This is a genomic window from Aerophototrophica crusticola, from assembly GCF_012913305.1.
Lineage (GTDB): Bacteria > Pseudomonadota > Alphaproteobacteria > Azospirillales > Azospirillaceae > Niveispirillum > Niveispirillum crusticola.
The window spans coordinates 3,483,375-3,498,492 of the sequence record NZ_CP051775.1; the positions used below are offsets into that span (position 1 = coordinate 3,483,375).

Sequence of the window (15,118 nt, forward strand, 5' to 3'; positions counted from 1 at the left end):
GAAAACTATCGCGCATAGCATCCCCCTAGTTCTGCTTTTGTTCCCTGTCGATGCTATGACTGCCTAGGATCGCCCATGCCAAGCCTGCACAGCAACGCCCCCCTGGCCCCACCCCCGCCGCCCCGGGCGGAGGTCCCCTTCGCCTCGGTCGAGGAAGCCTGGTTCTGGTTCGTGGAGGCCCAGGCCGCCCGGCAGGAAGGGGCCCGCATCCGCGCCGGCCTCGCCCTGCTGCCCCGCCCGTGCGAGCCGCTGGACATCCTGCGCGTGGTGGACCGGCTGTACCGGCAGCGCCGGCTGCTGCGAGACCATTTGCTGGTCCTTGCCCGCCATGGCCGCCGCCACATGGCCCCCGACCCCACCCGCCGGCATGAGGCCCGCGACGCCACCCTGTGGCGGGAGGCGCTGGACCGGCTGGAGCCGGTGCTGAAGGCGAAAGGCATTGTCCAATGAAACCCGCCCCCCTCTTCGACCCGCCCGACCGGGAGGGGCGGCCCGCCCTGGTCGTGTTCTGCGACGGGGTGGAGCTGTGGTGGCTGCGCTTCCTGAAGCCCGGCTTCCGCCATGTCTTCGTCGCCGTGCGCGACGGGGGCGTCTGGGTCACCGTGGACCCCCTGTCGCCCCACACGGAGGTGGCGGTCCAGCCCGTGGACCCGGCCTTCGACCTGGCCGGCTGGTTCCGCGCCCGCGGCCATGTGGTGGTGGAGACGGTGGCCCGCCGGCGCCGCGACCCCGCCCCCTTGGCCCCCTTCACCTGCGTGGAGGCGGTGAAGCGCGTGCTGGGCCTGCCCGACCGCGGCGTGCTCACCCCCTGGCAACTCTTTCGCCGCTTAACCGCTGACCGCCGAAACGGAGGTTCCGCATGGCCCGCCTGATCGCCCCCGCCACGCCGCGCAGCGTGGCACCCACCCCCGCGCCGGCGCCATCTCCCGGCCCGGCGGCCTTCGTCCCCGCCCTGCCGCCCAGCGACACCCCCCTGGGCGACGACCCCGCCCAGCCCAGCGCGGGGGAACGCAGCCTGCTGCGCCGCGGGCTGGGGCGGGCCGGGACGGTGCTGACCAGTTGGCGGGGCGTGCTGGCCCCCGGCAGCCTCGCCCCGCGCCGCAAGAGCCTGTTGGGGGAATGAGCCATGGTTGAGATGACGATCCCCCAGGCCGGCCCCGACCTGGCCGCCGCCGCGCTGCTGGAACGCTATGCCGCCGCCCGCGCCCGCCGCGCGGCCTGGGAACCGCTCTGGCAGGATTGCTACGCCCATGTCCTGCCGCAGAACGCCCTGTTCACCGGCGCCTCCCGGTCCACGGACCCCACCAGCCGCCAGAACGACCGGCTGTTCGATGCCACTGCCGCCGACGCGGCCGACCAGCTCGCCGCCAGCCTGCTGGCCCAGCTCACCCCGCCCTGGTCCCGCTGGGCCGGCCTCGCCCCGGGCCCGACCTGGAGGGGGAGGCCCGCGCCGCCGTCGCCCCCTGCTGGAAGGGGCGGGCGCCACGCTCCAGGCCCACCTGGACCGCTCCAACTTCGCGGTGGAGATGCACCAGGCCTTCCTGGACGTGGCCACCGGCGGCACCGGCTGCCTGCTGGTGGAGGAGGCACCGCCCGGCGGCCCCAGCGCCCTGCGCTTTACCGCCGTGCCCCTGTCCGACCTGGTACTGGAGGAAGGCGCCGACGGAAGGCTGGACACGGTGTTCCGGCGGGGGAGATGACCTTTGCCGCGCTGGAGCGTCGTTTCGGACCCGTTCCGGATGCGGTCCGCAAGGCGACGGACGATCCGGCTGCGAAACTGCCCATTGTGGAGGCCGTTTTCCCCGACGGCCCGGCTTGGCGCTGGGGTGTTGTCCTGGATACGGAGCGGCCGACCCTGCTGGCGGGCGGCCGGTTCGGGGAACTGCCCTTCATCGCCTTCCGCTGGCTGAAGGCACCGGGGGAAACCTATGGCCGCAGCCCGGTCATGAAGGCCCTGCCGGACATCCGCACCGCCAACAAGGTGGTGGAGCTGGTCCTGAAGAACGCCAGCATCGCCGTATCAGGCATCTGGCAGGCGGATGATGACGGGGTGATCAACCCGGCCGCCATCCGGCTGGTGCCCGGCACCATCATCCCCAAGGCGGTGGGCTCCGCCGGTTTGACGCCCCTGGCCGCCCCCGGCCGGTTCGATGTCAGCCAGCTCGTCCTGGACGACCTCCGCGCCCGCATCCGCCACGCCTTGCTGGCGGACCGGCTGGCCCCCCTGGACGGCACCCGCATGACCGCCACGGAGGTGCTGGAGCGCAGCGCGGAGATGGCCCGGCTGCTGGGCGCCACCTATGGCCGCCTTCAATCCGAACTGTTGGTGCCGCTGGTGCGGCGCTGCCTGTCCATCCTGCGCCGCCGGGGGAGGTGCCGGACATCCTGGCCGACGGCCGCCTGGTGGCGGTGCAGATCCTGTCGCCGCTGGCCCGCGCCCAGGCGGCGCGGGACGCGGAGGCGACGGTGCGTTGGCTGGAAAGCGTCTCCGCCCTGGGCCCCGACGCCCTGGCTGCCGTGGATTTGGCCGCCTGCGCCCGCTTCCTGGCCGAGGCCGCCGGCGTGCCCGTCGGGCTGCTGCGACCGGCGGAGGCCGCCGATGGCTGAGCCCGACTGGAGCGGGTTCGAGCCCGCCCCCGCCGCCCCGGCGACCCGGCGAGGCCGGAGGCCGCCGACCTGGCCCGCGCCGTCGCCCGGCTGGCCGCCACGCCCGACGGCGCCCGCCTGCTGGCCCACCTGCGCCGCGTCGCCTTCGGCCGCGCCGTGGGGCCGGAGGCGCCGGAGGCCACCCTGCGCCACCTGGAAGGCCAGCGCGCCCTGGTGCTGTCCATCGAGACCCTGGCCGCCCGCGGCCGTGACCCCTGACGTTCAAGGAGCAAGCGATGACCGAAGTGACCGCTACCGATATCCCGGCCCCCCAGCCGCCCGAGCCCGCCCCCGCCCCGCCGGGGTGCCGGAGAAGTTCTGGGACCCTGCCACCGGCCAGGTCCGGGTGGAGGCGCTGCTGAAATCCTACCTGGAGCTGGAGAAGCGCCTGGGCGCCCCCGCCGACCCGACCGCCGACGCTGGAAAACTGCGCAAGGCCCTGGGCGTGCCGGACAGCCCCGATGGCTATTGCATCGACTGCGCCCACGGCATGTTCGGCCCGGACATGGAGGTGAACGCCAAGCTGCACGCCGCCGGCTTCGCCCCGGCCCAGGCTCAGCTGGTCTATGATTTGGCGGCGGAGCGGCTGCTGCCCCTGGTGCGGGAACTGGCCGCCGAGTTCGAGGCGGAGCGGGAGCTTGAACGCCTCGTCGCCCAGTTCGGCGGGCCGGACAAGTGGCGGGAGACGGCCCGCCAGATCCTGGCCTGGGCCGGCCGCAACCTGCCCGCCGCGGCGGTGGAGGCCCTGGCCGGCACGGCGGACGGGGTGATGGCCCTCTACCGCATGATGCAGGGGGCTGAGCCCCTGGCCCTGGGCAGCGGTGAGCGGGAGGCCGCCAGCGAGGCCGACCTGCACCGGCTGGTGGGCGACCCCCGCTACTGGCGCGACCGCGACCCGGCCTTCGTCGCCAAGGTGACGGAAGGCTTCCGCCGGGCCTATGGGGGGTGACGCCCTTTACCGCGGGGCCAGGCCCAGGCCCCGCGCCTCCCGGCTGGTGAAGGCCGCCCAGGCCCGGGCGGCATAGCCGGGGATGCCAGGCCCCAGCAGGGGCAGGCCGCTCTCCGCCACCGTGGCGGCCAGGCCTTCCTCGTCCAATGCCCGCCCGGCGGCCCGGGCCATGCGGGCCAGGACCAGCTCCTGGCCCCAGAAATAGATGGTGTCGGCGCGGCAGTTCTGCTGCATGCGCCGCACCTCCTCCAGCCGGCCCTCATTCTCGAAGGGCAGCCAGATGTCGGGCATCAGCAGGTCCACCGGCTGGTCGGGCACGAACCCATAGGCGTCGCCCTCCACGATCCGCAGCTTGGCCGCGGCCCCGGGGGAAGCTGGGACCAGATGTCCAGCTCCCGGTGCAGGGCCAGCACGTCCGGGTCCCGCTCCACCACCGTCACGGCCGTCACATTGGGGTTCAGGGCCGTGTTGGCGGCGGCCCAGCCCATGCCCAGCCCCATGATCACCGTGTGGCCGCGGGCATGGCGACAGCCCACCTCCTGGCTTTCCAACTCCATCGGGGCCAGGGACATCCAGGTTTCCCAACCGCCGCGGCCATTCTCCCGCAGAAGCCCCACCAGGTCGGCCACCATATAGGGCGTGCCCCAATAGCCGATGCTGGTGGACAGGGGCGCCATGGTCATCCGCCAGCGGCCGGAGCCCGTTTCCCGATAACGCGGCACGAACAGGTCGGTGCTGAAGAAGGCCGGCAGGGCAGCAGTCACGGTCATCATCCCTTTGTCGATCCCCGGTTGCCCTTTCTGCCGGTTCTGCCGACGGGCTGCAACCGCGCCGGCGCCGATGTCATCCGATGTCCCCGGGTCGTGGGACCTTGGGGCCCGTTCCGCTGTTCCCCCCAGGCCGCAACGACCTGGGTACCGCCCATGCCCGACAGCCTCATCCTTGATCCCCGCATACGCCCCGGCCGGTTGGTGGGGGTGGTGGGACGGGCCGTGCACCTGCTGGACGAGGGGGAGGGGCCGCCCCTGTTGCTGCTGCACGGGTTGGGCGGCCTGGCGCAGGAGGTGGCGGCCCCCCTTGCCGACCTTTCCACCCGCTACCGCCTGCTCGCCCCCGACCGGCCGGGCTATGGCCTGAGCGAGCCGGTCCCCGAATCGGACATGGCCCCGCACCGCCAGGCCGGGGCGCTGGTGGCCCTGCTGGACCGGCTGGGCCTGGACCGGGTGACGGTGGCCGCCCATTCCATCGGCAGCGCCACGGCCCTGTGCCTGGCGCTGGATTTCCCGGACCGCGTTTCCGGACTTGTGCTTGTCGGGCCCTATTGCCGGCCCACCCGGCCGGCGGCCATGCCGCTGCTGCGCTTGGCGGTGGCGCCCGTCGTGGGGGTGCCGGTGCGGGAATGGGTGGTGCCCTGGCTGGCGGAGGCGCTGGGCCCGGCCAAGCTGCAGGCCTGCTTCGCCCCGGACCCCGTGCCGCCGGTCCTGGCCGACTTCCCCCTGGGCCACGCCGCCCGGCCGGACGCCATGCTGGCCATGGCGGGGGAGCTGCGCGGCTTCAACGCCAGCATGATGCCCCGCGCCTTGCGCCTGCGCCGCCTGGCGGTACCCCTCATCGTGCTGTGCGGGACGGAGGACACGGTGGCCGAGCCGGGGCGCCATGCCGCCTGGCTGGCGAAGCGGGTTCCGGGGGCGGCGCTGCGCCTGCTGCCCGGGGTCGGGCACATGGCCCACCATGTCTGGCCGGAGGCGGTGGTGCGGGCCGTGGACGATCTGCACGGGCCTGCATTTTCTGGCTTGACAGCATAAGGACTATAAGCCTACCATCCGCCTTGCCAACACCCCCGTGTGCCCGGGCCCAGCGGCCCGCCGCCCCGCGGGGTGTCCGGCATCCTGACAGCCTCCCTGCTCCCCAAGACCCCCGCCTGCCGCGACCGGGGAACCGCCGGACCTGTGTCCAGTGGCCTGGTCGCCGCTTGTATCCGTGGGGTGGGCAAAGCGCCAGGGGCGGCATCCCCCCATCCTTCCCGGCGTCCGCGCGGCGACCCCCGGTCGCAACCGCTGCTGTGGCCGGCCCTTGCCCTCCACACAGGAAGGAATTCATATGTCTGCCGAGATTGAGAAGGGCTTCGTCAAGCAGTTCGAGCGCGAGGTCCACGAGGCGTACCAGCGCATGGGCTCCAAGCTCCGCGCCACGGTGCGCAGCAAGAACAACGTCAAGGGCGCCAGCACCGTCTTCCAGATGGTCGGCAAGGGCAGCGCCAGCACCAAGGCCCGCAACGGCCTGATCGCGGCCATGAACCAGGACCGCGAAGCGGTGGAATGCCTGCTGGCCGACTATTACGCCGGCGACTGGATCGACAAGCTGGACGAGATCAAGACCAACATCGACGAGCGCGCCGTGGTGGCCAACGCCGGGGCCTATGCCCTGGGCCGCAAGACGGACGAGCTGATCATCAAGGAGCTGGACAAGTCCGCCCTGTTCGCCGGCGGCCCCGGTGACGGGCTGACCCGCGACAAGGTGCTGGAAGCGTTCGAGCTGCTGGGCGCCGGCGACGTGCCCGACGACGGCCAGCGCACCTGCGTGGTGGGCTGGAAGCAGTGGAGCCAGTTGCTGTCCATCGAGGAGTTCGCCAACGCCAACTATGTGGGCGTGGACGAGCTGCCCTGGCGCGGCACCCAGGCCAAGCGCTGGCTGGGCACCCTGTGGATGCCCCATTCCGGCCTGACCAAGCAGGGGGAGACGCGCCTCTGCCACTGGTACCACAAGACCGCCGTGGGCCACGCCTCCGGCTCCGAGGTGCAGCTTGACATCACCTGGCACGGCGACCGGGCCAGCCACTTCGTCAACTCCATGATGAGCCAGGGCGCCGCCCTGATCGACGCAAAGGGCGTGGTCACCCTGCGCTGCGTGGAGTGAGGCGTTGATGGTGCGGCGGCGGGGTTGCTGGCAGATTTCCACAGGTGTGCCCGAATACACGCACGAACACGCACAAGAAAAACACACGAACATTCACAAAAAGGAATGGCTGCGCCGCAGGCAATTGTCCTGTGCGTGTCCGTGAATGTTTTTGTGCGTGTTCGTGAATGTCCTCTTGTGTTTCCTGCGTCTTCCTGCCCCGCCGCTGCCACGCCCGCTCCTTCACCCGGCTTTTTCCCATCGACAAGAAAGGGTTCCCCCATGGCCTTCCTGCCGAAGGACCTGAGCGTGCTTGCCTATGCCAACGGCTTCACGCTCTGGCACTACACCACCCCCGACACGGCCGCCCAGGTGCGGGTGGCGGGGTACATGAACGCGGCCAGCCACATGCTGCGGCTGGGCGACATGGTGCTGGCCAACACCGGCACCGCCGGAACCCAGGCCGCCGGCATCTTCCTGGTGTCCGGCAACAGCGGCGGCACCGTCAACCTGTCCGACCTGACGCCCGTGGGCGCGGCGGACAGCGACTGATCCACCCCAGCCGGAGGCCCCACCCATGGCCCTCACCGCCATCGGGCTCTGCGCCCGTGCCTTGTTGAAGATCGGGGCCGCCCCCATCGCCACCTTCCAGGACGGCACGGCAGAGGCCGAGGTGGCGGCGGCCCTGTACGGGCCCACGCGGGACGCGCTGCTCTCGGCCCATGCCTGGAGCTTCGCCACCGCGCAAAGCCCGCTGAACCGGCTGGCCGGGCAACCGGCCGCCGACTTCGCCCACGCCTTCGCCCTGCCGCCCGGGTTCCTGCGGGCCCTGTCGGCGGGAACCGGGGGCAAGGGGCGGGGCCTGCCCTACCGTATCCAGGGGCAGGCCCTGCTGTGCGACGCGGCCGCCGTCACCCTGACCCATGTCTACCGCCCGGCGGAAGAAGGTTACCCGCCCTTCTTCGACCAGGCCCTGGTGGCGCGGCTGGCAGCGGAGTTCTGCGTGCCGCTGACGGAGAACACCAGCCGGGCGGAGGCCCTGTGGCGGCTGGCGGACGCGGAGTTCCGGCGCGCCCGGCTGGTGGACAGCCAGCAGGACAACCAGCCGGGCTTCGAGGATTTCAGCCTGCTGGAGGCCCGATTGCCATGACCCGGCTCAAGACCGTCAAGACCAACTTCACCGGCGGCGCCCTGGCCCCGGACCTGCTGGGCCGCGGTGACCTGCGGGCGTATGAGAACGGGGCGCGGACCCTGGACAACGTCATCGTCCTGCCCACCGGCGGGCTGGCGCGGCGCCCGGGCACGGCCTTCGTGGCGGCGGCCCCCGGCCCGGGGCGGCTGGTGCTGTTCAGCTTCAGCACCGACCAGGCCCATCTGCTGCTGTTCACCGACGGGCAGGTGCAGGTGTTCCGCGACGATGGGCTGGAGGCGACCCTGCCCACCCCCTGGACCCTGGCCCAGCTCAAGGACCTGACCTGGACGCAGAGCGCCGACGTGCTGCTGCTGTGCCACCCCAGGTGCCGCCCCAGCGGCTGGCCCGCACCGGCCCGGGCGCCTGGACCCTGAGCCCTTGGGTCTTCGCGGCGGAGGATGGCAAGTCCCGCATCCCCTATTTCCGCTTCGGCGACCTGTCCGTCACCCTGACCCCATCGGCCAGGTCGGGCCGGGTGCGGGTGAAGGCGTCCGCCCCTGTCTTCCAGCCCGGCCATGACGGGCAGCCCCTGCGCATCCACCGCAAGCCCTGCCGCTTCGCCGCCATCCTGTCCCCCACCCTGGCGGAGGTGGACGTCTTTGAAACGCTCCCCGACACGGACCCCACCGTGGACTGGGACGAGGCGGCGTTCAGCCCGGTGCGGGGCTGGCCCGTATCCGCCTGCTTCCACCAGGACCGGCTGGTGGTCGGCGGCAGCCGCGACCTGCCCAACCGGCTGTGGCTGTCCCGGTCCGGCGACCTGTTCAACTTCGACCTGGGCGAGGGGGAGGATGACGAGGCCATCGAGTTCGCCATCCTGTCGGATGAGGTGAACCCGATCCGCGCCGTCTTCAGCGGCCGGCACCTGCAGGTCTTCACCACGGGCGCCGAATGGGCCGTGACGGGGGAACCGCTGACGCCGCAGGCCATCCGCCTGGACCGGCAGACCCGCCTGGGCAGCCGCGGCGACCGCCAGATCGGCCCGCGGGAGGTGGACGGCGCCACCCTGTTCGCCGCGGCGGACGGGTCCTTGCGGGAGTTCTTCTGGACCGACGCGGAGCGGGTCTACCAGGCCGGCGACCTGACCGTGGCGGCCCGGCACATCGCCGGGCAGACGGTGGAGATGGACCATGACCGCCGACGGCGCCTGCTGCTGGCGGTGCAGGCGGACGGCACGGTGGCGGCGCTGACCCTCTACCGCGCCGAACAGGTCAGCGCCTGGACCCGGCTGGTGACGGCAGGGCAGGTGCTGTCCCTGGCCGTGGTGGGCGACACCCCCTATTGGCTGGTCCGCCGCGACGGCGCCGTGTGGCTGGAGGCCTGGGACGACGGATTCCAGGTGGATGCCGGCATTAGCGGCACCGCCCCGCGCCCACCGCCCGCTGGTCCGGGGCCGGGCACCTGGCGGGCCGCACGGCCACGGTGCTGGGCGACGGCATCGTCCTGGCGCCTTCATCGGTGAAGGCTGGGCGGCTGCGGCTGGACCGGGCCGTCCGCGCTATCCAGGCCGGGCTGCCCTTCACCCACCGGGTGGAGCCCTTGCCCGCCAACCTGCTGGCGGCGGAGGGGCAGGGGGCCAAGGCGCGGCTGCTGGCCGTGACCTTCCGGCTGAAGGATACGCCGGTGCTGAAGGCCGACCTTGGCCGCGGGGCCCTGGAGGTACCGCTGCGCCGCACGGGCGGGCTCGTGCTGACGGAAGCGCCGGCCGTCCCCTTCACGGGGGACCGGCGGCTGACCACCCTTGGCTGGCCCGCCGACCCGCTGAAGCCGGCCTGGAGCCTGGCCGACGACCGGCCGCTGCCCTTCACCCTGCTGGCCGCAACCCATGAGATGAAGGTGAACGACTGATGGCTGGGCTGACCACCCCGGTGCTGGCGACGCTCGGCACCCTGAACAACATCCGCCGCACCGCCACCGCCGTCCGCTCCCTACGCGGCAGCGGCGGGCGGGACAGGGGCGACGACGATGCCCTGCTGGGCCAGGCGCAGGAACTGGAACGCCGCTCCCTGGCCGAGGAACAGGCGGAGGAACAGCGCACCCAGAGCGAGGAACTCCAGCGCGAATCCGACCGCATCGCCCTGGAAGCGGCGGAGGATGAGCGCCGCCGCCAGCGCGCCCTGCGCCGCGCCGTGGGCCGCACCCGCGCCCAGCTCGGCGGCCAGGGCATCAGCACCGCCGACGGGTCGGGCGAGGCCATCCTGCTGGGCCTGGCGAGGCAGGACCAGGAAGACCGCGACACCGCCCGCCAACTCGACACCCTACGCCGCAAGGCCCTGACCGACCGCGACCAGTCCCTGACCCGCCGCAACCTGCTGGAACGCACCCGGCTGGAAGAACGGCAGCGGCTGGAACGGCTGGCGCGGGGGTACTAGGGGCGCCACCGTAGGTCGGATTAGGTGCCGCAGGCACCGTAATCCGACGGCCCCCCAGACGGCCCCTTGCCGTCGGATTACGCGGCTGGCGCCGCTAATCCGACCTACGAACCCGAACAGGACGACATCCCATGACCACCCACCCCCAGGTGCCGGCGGTGATGCCGCGCGTGCAGTATCTGGCGGATGGCGGCACGGCCGCCTTCGCCTTTCCCTTCCCCATTTTCGCCCAGGCCGACCTTAGGGTCTTCCTCAACGCCGCCCCGCAGGATGGCGGCTTCACCGTCAGCGGGGCCGGGCAGACTGAAGGAGGGTCCGTCACCTTCGCCAGCCCGCCCGCCGCCGGCACGGTGGTGACGCTGGAGCGGCGGCTCAGCGTCGAGCGGCTGTCCGACTTCGGGGAGAGCGGGCCCCTGTCCGCCCGCGCCCTGAATGAGCAGCTCGACCGCATGACCGCCATGGTGCAGGAAGCGCGGGCGGAGCAGGAGCGGGTGGTGCGCGCGCCCGCCACCGACCTGGCGGCGACGCTGGAGCTGCCCAGCCGCGCGGCGCGGGCCGGCAAGGTGCTGGGCTTCGATGAGGTCGGCGCCCCGGTGGCCCTGCCGCCCGGGTCTGGGGCCGATCCCGCCTTCACGGCGCAAGGGGCCGGGGCGGTGGGCCGCGGCATGGCGGCCAAGCTGCGCGACCTGGCCTCCGCCAAGGATTTCGGCGCGGTGGGGGACGGCATCGCCGACGACACAGATGCCATCCGCGCGGCCCTCGCCGCCCACCGGGCCGTGTTCCTGCCCGCCGGCACCTACCGCACCACGGGCACCATCACCCTCGGCCATGGCCAGACCCTGTACGGGGTGGGGGAGGGGTCGGTGATCCAGGCGCGGGCCACGGCCTTCGACCCCGTCAACCTGCCCAGCTACCCCAGCGGCTTCAACGCGGTGGAGCTGGTGGACGGCTACGCGACCCTGCGGGACCTGCGCATCGTCGGCGGGGCGGCGGGGGTGAAGCTCTATGGCCGCGACGGACCGTGCGTGAAGAACGTGCTGGAGAACCTGTCCCTGTGGGACAACGTCATCGGGCTGGTCCTGGACGGCTACCAGGACCCGGACCGGCCCTGTTATTGGAACCACATCACCCGCGTGCTGGTGGCCCGGCCGCAGTTGCACGGTGTGCTGCTGACGGTGGAAGGGGCGGGCGACACGCCCAACGCCAACAAGTTCGTGGATGTGCGCGTCTACAGCTTGGCGGCGCCCCTGTCGGGCTGCGGCTTCTTCCTGTCGGCGGGGCGGTTCAACAACAGTTTCACCGATTGCGAGGCGAACCTGCACCCCAATGGGGAGGCCTGCTTCCGCCTGGGTGCGGCCACGGACCAGACCCTGGTGGTCAACTTCTATGCGGAGAGTTTGGGGGCGCTTCCCGGCATCCGCATCGACAACGGGTCCCAGGGCACCAGCATCGTCAATTTGTTCAGCGCCACCGGCGGCCAGCCCATCTGGGACACGACGGGCGCGCGCAAGTACACCGCCGTCAACGCCGGCTTCCCTCTGCGCAACCTGTTGAAGGAGACGCTGGTCACCGACCTGCGGGTGGAGGGGTTCAGCCTGGACACGGAGTATGTGGAGCCCGCGGCGGGTGGCGTCGTCACCCCCGACCTGACCAGCACCACCTATTTCGTCAGCGCCTTCGGCGGGGCGGTGGAGTTCCGGCTGCCCCAGGCCTCCACCGCCAACGGCCGCGTCGTCACGGTGAAGAAGACCGACGGCAGCGCCAACCCCGTGCGCGTCACGGAAGGCGGCGGCCCCGGTCCGGACGGCCGCACCCTGCTGCTGGCCAGCCGGTTCGACGGCGCCACCCTGGTCAGCAACGGCGCCGGCTGGTGGGTCACCGCCCACAACATGCCGCCGGTGAACGCGGAGTTCTGGGAGACGGCGGGCCTCTTCACCCCCGACTGCGCCAAGGCCCTGTACCTGGTCAGCGCGTCGGCCGGGGCGGTGGAGGTGCGCCTGCCCGCCCCGTCGGACCCGCAGGCCGTCGGCCGCACCGTCACCATCAAGAAGGCCGACCTGTCCGACACCGCCGTCACCGTCACCCAGGCCGGCGGCGGGACGGGGCCGGAGGGGCGGGCCTGGGTGCTGTCCAGCCGGTACGATTATTTGACCGTCTTCTCCAACGGCGCGGCTTGGCTGGTGCTGGGCGGCCGGACCCAGCCGCTGGCAGTGCGCTTCCGGGAAGCGGCGGGCCTGTTCCAGCCGGACCTGGGCGCCGAGCTGTACCTGGTCAGCGCCTTCGCCGGCCCGGTGGAGGTGCGCCTGCCGGCGCCCGCCGACGGCAACGTAGGCCGCCGGGTCAGCATCAAGAAAACCGACGCCAGCGCCAACGCGGTCACGGTCACGTCCGGCGACGGCAGCACCGGCCCCGACGGCGCGACCCTCGCCCTCTCCGCCAAGAACGCTGCCGTCACCGCCATCAGCAACGGGGCGGCGTGGCACGTGGTGGCGCGGGTGTAGCCGCCGACACTCCCGGCCCCCCTCACCCCAACCCTCTCCCCGGTGGGGAGAGGGGGAAGGATCTCAAGCATGAATCCAGAAGATCGACTGCCCACGGGCAGCGTCAGCTTCCCCGCCTTCGTCGATGCCTGGAACGCCCGGTTCGGGCACGACACCCCGACATCCACCAGGAGATGTCGCGCTGGCTCCAGGACCAGTGGGACATCCCCAACCGGGACCTGCTGCTGCTGGCCTTCCGCGACAGCGGCAAGTCCAGCATCGTCGGGCTGTTCTGCGCCTGGCGGCTGGTGGAGGCGCCGGACACCCGCATCCTGGTGCTGGCGGCGGAGGAGGGGCTGGCCCGGCGCATGGTGCGCACGGTGAAGCGGGTGATCGAGACCCTGCGCCCCGACCTGAAGCCGCCCAAGCCCGATCTGTGGGGGGCGGAGGCCTTCACCATCCTGCGCCCCGGCGTGCACCGCGACCCGTCCATGGAGGCCAAGGGCATCTGCGCCAACGCCACCGGCTGCCATGCCGACATCGTGGTCTGCGACGACGTGGAGGTGCCCAACACCGCCGACACTGCCGCCAAGCGGGCCGAGCTGCGGCTGCGGCTGGGGGAGCTGGCGCATGTCCTGTCCCCCCGCGGCACCCTGCTCTACATCGGCACGCCGCACCACCACCACACCATCTACGCCGCCCAGCCCCGGCCGGGGGAGACGCAAGCGTTCCTGGCCGGGTTCAGCCGCAAGGAGCTGCCGGTCTACCGGGACATGGACAACCGGGCCGACCCCTGGTGGTCCGACCGCTTCACGCCGGAGACGCTGGAGCGCATCCGCCTGCGCAGCGGGGAGGCCAAGTTCCAGTCCCAGATGCTGCTGGTCCCCCGCCGGCTGGGCGACGGCCGCCTGGACCCCAACCGCCTGCGCCGCTATTCGGCGGAGCCGGTGCGCCAGGGGAACAGCGCCGGGGCCACCATCCTGCTGGACGGGCGGCCGCTGCTGCATCGCCGCGCCTGGTGGGACCCCGCCCTTGGCACCAACCCGGAGAAGGGCCGGGCCGGCGACGGCAGCGCCCTGGCCATCCTGTTCATCGACAACGAGGGCTGCGCCTGGCTGCACCGTCTGCTGTACCTGACCGTGCCGGAGGGGGAGGAACCCGCCCAGGCCCAGTGCCGGCAGGTGGCCCTGCTCTGCCGCGAGTTCCATGTGCGCCAGGTGACCGTGGAGACCAACGGCATCGGCAACTTCCTGCCCGGCCTGCTGCGGGAAGCGCTGGCGACGCTGGGGGAGGCCGGGACCAGCGTCCAGGGCAAGCACGCCCAAGGGGCCAAGGTGGACCGCATCCTGGACGCGTGGGAGCCGCGGCTGCTGTCCGGCACCCTGTTCGCCCACGACACCGTCTTCGACACCCGCCTGGTGCAGGAGATGGAGGAATGGCGCCCCGACCTAGCCGACGCCAGTGACGACGGGCTGGACGCCGTGGCCGGCGCCCTGCGCGACGGCGGGGAAAGCGGCACGCCCGGCCGCAAGCACCGCTCCCCCGTCCTGGCCCTGACCGACTTCGCTGTCTGATGCGCTGCCGTTTCCCAACCCGCACCCCTGATCCTTTCTTCGACATCCGTCACCCCGGCGAAAGCCGGGGCCCAGGGGGATAGGAATGCGCTCGTGATCCTGGGTCCCGGCTTCCGCCGGGATGACGGTCATTCATTGGGGGAAACGGACGATTGATCCGTATGGGGTGGCATGACCCACCCCCCGATTGAGAGGAGATGCGAATATGACCACACCCACCCTCGACCTCGTCTGGTGGATCACCGCCATCGAGGTGCCGGCCCTGGCCGGGCTGTTCTGGATGATCCAGCAGGTGAAGCGCGACACGGAGCAGTCGCTGGAGCCCCTGCGCGCCGGGCTGGACGCCACGTCGGTCCAGCTCCGCGATGCCCTGGCCGCCTTCAAGCTGGAAGTGGCGAAGACCTATGCCTCGCAGGATGCCCTGCGGGAGGTGGAGCAGCGGCTGACCGCCCACCTGCTGCGGATCGAGACCAAGCTGGACGGCAAGATGGTGGCCGACGGGGGTGTGCGGTGAGCCGCCCCTGCCTGACCCCCGACCGCCCGGCGCCCCCGCCGGCGCCGCCGGTACCCCGTGCCGACATCCGGGCGACCCCGGCGGACACGCTGGACATCCTGGCCCGCACCCTGTGGGGCGAGGCGTGCGGCCAGCCGCCGCGGGTGATGGAGGCGCTGGCCTGCATGGTCCTGAACCGGCAGCGGCGGGAACCGGGGGCGACCCTGGCGGCCGCCTGTGCCGACCTGGCGGGCTTCCGCGGCGGGGACCCGGGGGCCGACGCCGGCCCGTCCCCCTGGCGCCAAGCCCGGACGACCCGTCCTTTGCCATGGCCCTGCGGGTGGCCCGGCGGGCGCTGGCCGGCACCCTGTCCGACCCCACGGGGGGTGCCTGGCGTTTCCACCGGGGTGGGGAGTCCCCCGATTGGGCACAGGGGCTGGCCCCCCTGGCAGAGGTCGGGCCGCTGCTCTGCTACGGGTCCTGAGCGCGTCGGGCCGGGCCGGGGCGCGCGGTGCGC

18 protein-coding genes and 3 pseudogenes are annotated in these 15,118 nt (G+C 72.4%); 19 read left to right on the forward strand and 2 right to left on the reverse strand.

The window, feature by feature from the left end:
- Positions 1-75: 75 nt before the first annotated feature.
- The 7 genes and pseudogenes from HHL28_RS17105 to HHL28_RS18985 form a co-directional block, all read left to right on the forward strand.
- Positions 76-450: a hypothetical protein gene (locus HHL28_RS17105; protein ID WP_075771091.1), complete on the forward strand. Its 375-nt coding sequence runs from the start codon at positions 76-78 to the stop codon at positions 448-450.
- Entirely contained in the window at positions 447-872 is a 426-nt protein-coding gene (locus HHL28_RS17110; protein ID WP_075771090.1) for a hypothetical protein, read from the forward strand. Before HHL28_RS17105 ends, HHL28_RS17110 begins: the two co-directional genes overlap by 4 nt.
- Positions 860-1,123, forward strand: coding sequence for a hypothetical protein (locus tag HHL28_RS17115; RefSeq protein WP_075771089.1), 264 nt, complete (start codon positions 860-862; stop codon positions 1,121-1,123). The genes HHL28_RS17110 and HHL28_RS17115 overlap by 13 nt, the downstream gene beginning before the upstream one ends.
- A gap of 12 nt (positions 1,124-1,135) precedes the next feature.
- Positions 1,136-1,369 (forward strand): annotated as a pseudogene (locus tag HHL28_RS18970) (portal protein); the annotation flags it as partial.
- Positions 1,332-1,700 carry a portal protein gene (locus HHL28_RS18975; RefSeq protein ID WP_404326955.1) on the forward strand — a complete coding sequence of 123 codons (369 nt, stop codon included), beginning with the start codon at positions 1,332-1,334 and terminating at the stop codon, positions 1,698-1,700. The pseudogene HHL28_RS18970 and the gene HHL28_RS18975, both read left to right, overlap by 38 nt.
- A 53-nt stretch (positions 1,701-1,753) precedes the next feature.
- Positions 1,754-2,607, forward strand: a pseudogene (locus HHL28_RS18980) (portal protein); the annotation flags it as partial.
- 607 nt (positions 2,608-3,214) lie between these two features.
- Positions 3,215-3,595: pseudogene (locus HHL28_RS18985) on the forward strand (capsid assembly protein); the annotation flags it as partial.
- Between the two features lie 6 nt (positions 3,596-3,601).
- Here HHL28_RS18985 and HHL28_RS17130 read toward each other — a convergent pair.
- Positions 3,602-3,937: a hypothetical protein gene (locus HHL28_RS17130; RefSeq protein ID WP_169655555.1), complete on the reverse strand. Its 336-nt coding sequence runs from the start codon at positions 3,935-3,937 to the stop codon at positions 3,602-3,604.
- Positions 3,886-4,359, reverse strand: coding sequence for a hypothetical protein (locus HHL28_RS17135; RefSeq protein ID WP_169655557.1), 474 nt, complete (start codon positions 4,357-4,359; stop codon positions 3,886-3,888). Before HHL28_RS17135 ends, HHL28_RS17130 begins: the two co-directional genes overlap by 52 nt.
- A 159-nt stretch (positions 4,360-4,518) precedes the next feature.
- Between HHL28_RS17135 and HHL28_RS17140 the strand changes: the two genes are divergently transcribed.
- The 12 genes from HHL28_RS17140 to HHL28_RS17185 all read left to right on the forward strand — a co-directional run bounded on the left by HHL28_RS17140 (position 4,519) and on the right by HHL28_RS17185 (position 15,085).
- A complete protein-coding gene (locus HHL28_RS17140; protein WP_075772065.1) occupies positions 4,519-5,400 on the forward strand; it encodes an alpha/beta fold hydrolase in 882 nt (293 codons plus the stop codon).
- A 295-nt stretch (positions 5,401-5,695) separates the two neighbouring features.
- Complete coding sequence (locus HHL28_RS17145) at positions 5,696-6,511, forward strand: phage capsid protein (protein WP_075772064.1); 816 nt, start codon at positions 5,696-5,698, stop codon at positions 6,509-6,511.
- Positions 6,512-6,772: 261 nt separating this feature from the next.
- Positions 6,773-7,042 carry a hypothetical protein gene (locus tag HHL28_RS17150; protein ID WP_075772063.1) on the forward strand — a complete coding sequence of 90 codons (270 nt, stop codon included), beginning with the start codon at positions 6,773-6,775 and terminating at the stop codon, positions 7,040-7,042.
- Between the two features lie 25 nt (positions 7,043-7,067).
- Entirely contained in the window at positions 7,068-7,640 is a 573-nt protein-coding gene (locus HHL28_RS17155) for a hypothetical protein (protein WP_075772062.1), read from the forward strand.
- A complete protein-coding gene (locus HHL28_RS18990) occupies positions 7,637-8,056 on the forward strand; it encodes a hypothetical protein (protein ID WP_404326059.1) in 420 nt (139 codons plus the stop codon). The genes HHL28_RS17155 and HHL28_RS18990 overlap by 4 nt, the downstream gene beginning before the upstream one ends.
- The gene (locus HHL28_RS18995; protein WP_404326060.1) at positions 8,008-9,144 is read left to right on the forward strand and encodes a hypothetical protein; all 1,137 of its coding nucleotides are present in this window, start codon (positions 8,008-8,010) and stop codon (positions 9,142-9,144) included. The genes HHL28_RS18990 and HHL28_RS18995 overlap by 49 nt, the downstream gene beginning before the upstream one ends.
- Positions 9,105-9,530 (forward strand): hypothetical protein, encoded by a 426-nt coding sequence (locus tag HHL28_RS19000; RefSeq protein ID WP_404326062.1) that lies wholly within the window; start codon positions 9,105-9,107, stop codon positions 9,528-9,530. Before HHL28_RS18995 ends, HHL28_RS19000 begins: the two co-directional genes overlap by 40 nt.
- Positions 9,530-10,054 (forward strand): hypothetical protein, encoded by a 525-nt coding sequence (locus HHL28_RS17165; protein WP_075772060.1) that lies wholly within the window; start codon positions 9,530-9,532, stop codon positions 10,052-10,054. The genes HHL28_RS19000 and HHL28_RS17165 overlap by 1 nt, the downstream gene beginning before the upstream one ends.
- Positions 10,055-10,185: 131 nt before the next feature.
- Positions 10,186-12,555 carry a glycosyl hydrolase family 28-related protein gene (locus HHL28_RS17170; RefSeq protein WP_075772059.1) on the forward strand — a complete coding sequence of 790 codons (2,370 nt, stop codon included), beginning with the start codon at positions 10,186-10,188 and terminating at the stop codon, positions 12,553-12,555.
- Between the two features lie 173 nt (positions 12,556-12,728).
- Complete coding sequence (gene terL / locus HHL28_RS17175; RefSeq protein ID WP_169655559.1) at positions 12,729-14,108, forward strand: phage terminase large subunit; 1,380 nt, start codon at positions 12,729-12,731, stop codon at positions 14,106-14,108.
- Between the two features lie 205 nt (positions 14,109-14,313).
- Positions 14,314-14,622 (forward strand): hypothetical protein, encoded by a 309-nt coding sequence (locus HHL28_RS17180; RefSeq protein WP_075772057.1) that lies wholly within the window; start codon positions 14,314-14,316, stop codon positions 14,620-14,622.
- Positions 14,623-14,929: 307 nt separating this feature from the next.
- Positions 14,930-15,085 carry a hypothetical protein gene (locus HHL28_RS17185; RefSeq protein WP_169655561.1) on the forward strand — a complete coding sequence of 52 codons (156 nt, stop codon included), beginning with the start codon at positions 14,930-14,932 and terminating at the stop codon, positions 15,083-15,085.
- The last annotated feature ends 33 nt before the right edge of the window (positions 15,086-15,118 follow it).

Coding starts and splice junctions, on each gene's coding strand:
- HHL28_RS17105 (WP_075771091.1), top strand. CDS start 76: ATGCCAAGCCTGCACAGCAACGCCCCCCTGGCCCCACCCCCGCCGCCC.
- HHL28_RS17155 (WP_075772062.1), top strand. CDS start 7,068: ATGGCCCTCACCGCCATCGGGCTCTGCGCCCGTGCCTTGTTGAAGATC.
- HHL28_RS17115 (WP_075771089.1), top strand. CDS start 860: ATGGCCCGCCTGATCGCCCCCGCCACGCCGCGCAGCGTGGCACCCACC.
- terL (WP_169655559.1), top strand. CDS start 12,729: ATGTCGCGCTGGCTCCAGGACCAGTGGGACATCCCCAACCGGGACCTG.
- HHL28_RS17145 (WP_075772064.1), top strand. CDS start 5,696: ATGTCTGCCGAGATTGAGAAGGGCTTCGTCAAGCAGTTCGAGCGCGAG.
- HHL28_RS17150 (WP_075772063.1), top strand. CDS start 6,773: ATGGCCTTCCTGCCGAAGGACCTGAGCGTGCTTGCCTATGCCAACGGC.
- HHL28_RS17170 (WP_075772059.1), top strand. CDS start 10,186: ATGACCACCCACCCCCAGGTGCCGGCGGTGATGCCGCGCGTGCAGTAT.
- HHL28_RS17110 (WP_075771090.1), top strand. CDS start 447: ATGAAACCCGCCCCCCTCTTCGACCCGCCCGACCGGGAGGGGCGGCCC.
- HHL28_RS18990 (WP_404326059.1), top strand. CDS start 7,637: ATGACCCGGCTCAAGACCGTCAAGACCAACTTCACCGGCGGCGCCCTG.
- HHL28_RS17180 (WP_075772057.1), top strand. CDS start 14,314: ATGACCACACCCACCCTCGACCTCGTCTGGTGGATCACCGCCATCGAG.
- HHL28_RS17165 (WP_075772060.1), top strand. CDS start 9,530: ATGGCTGGGCTGACCACCCCGGTGCTGGCGACGCTCGGCACCCTGAAC.
- HHL28_RS18975 (WP_404326955.1), top strand. CDS start 1,332: ATGCCACTGCCGCCGACGCGGCCGACCAGCTCGCCGCCAGCCTGCTGG.
- HHL28_RS17140 (WP_075772065.1), top strand. CDS start 4,519: ATGCCCGACAGCCTCATCCTTGATCCCCGCATACGCCCCGGCCGGTTG.
- HHL28_RS17185 (WP_169655561.1), top strand. CDS start 14,930: ATGGCCCTGCGGGTGGCCCGGCGGGCGCTGGCCGGCACCCTGTCCGAC.